Annotated in this window: 1 pseudogene; it reads left to right on the forward strand. The window is 67.2% G+C overall.

What is annotated here, in order from left to right:
- Positions 1–579 (forward strand): annotated as a pseudogene (locus A9X04_RS27180) (magnesium-translocating P-type ATPase); the annotation flags it as partial.

Consider the following 579-nt stretch of genomic DNA (forward strand, 5'->3'; position numbering starts at 1 on the left):
CAGGTCGGCCTGCGCCGGTTTTCGTATCTGCTGCTCCGGGTCGCGGTTGCGCTGACCGCGCTGATTCTGGTCACCAACTTGATGTTGCACCGGCCGCTGATCAATTCGGCACTGTTTGCGCTGGCGATCGCGGTCAGCATCACGCCACAGCTTCTCCCCGCGGTGGTCAGCACCAGCCTGGCGACCGGTTCCCGACAACTGGCCAAAGCCAAGGTGCTGGTGAAGCGTCTGGTATGCATCGAGGATTTCGGCGACATCGACATCCTGATCACCGACAAGACCGGAACCTTGACGGAGGGACGGATCCGGCTGGTGGACGCCGTCGACGCCGGCGGTGCGCACAGCGACCCGGTCCGCCGGCTCGGCCTGCTGGCCACCGATGTGGACCCGGAAACCGCCGGCGCCAGCGCGAATTCGCTCGACGCCGCACTCTGGGAATCGTCCGGGGCGCAGCAACTGGTGGGCGGTTCTACGCGCCGGGTCGCGATGCTGCCGTTTGACCACGAACGCCGCGCGACTTCGGCGCTGGTCGACGACGACGGGAACCGGGTGCTGGTGGTCAAGGGGGCGCCCGAGCAG

The sequence above is a fragment of the Mycobacterium sp. E3247 genome (assembly GCF_001667785.1).
Classification (GTDB): Bacteria; Actinomycetota; Actinomycetes; order Mycobacteriales; family Mycobacteriaceae; genus Mycobacterium.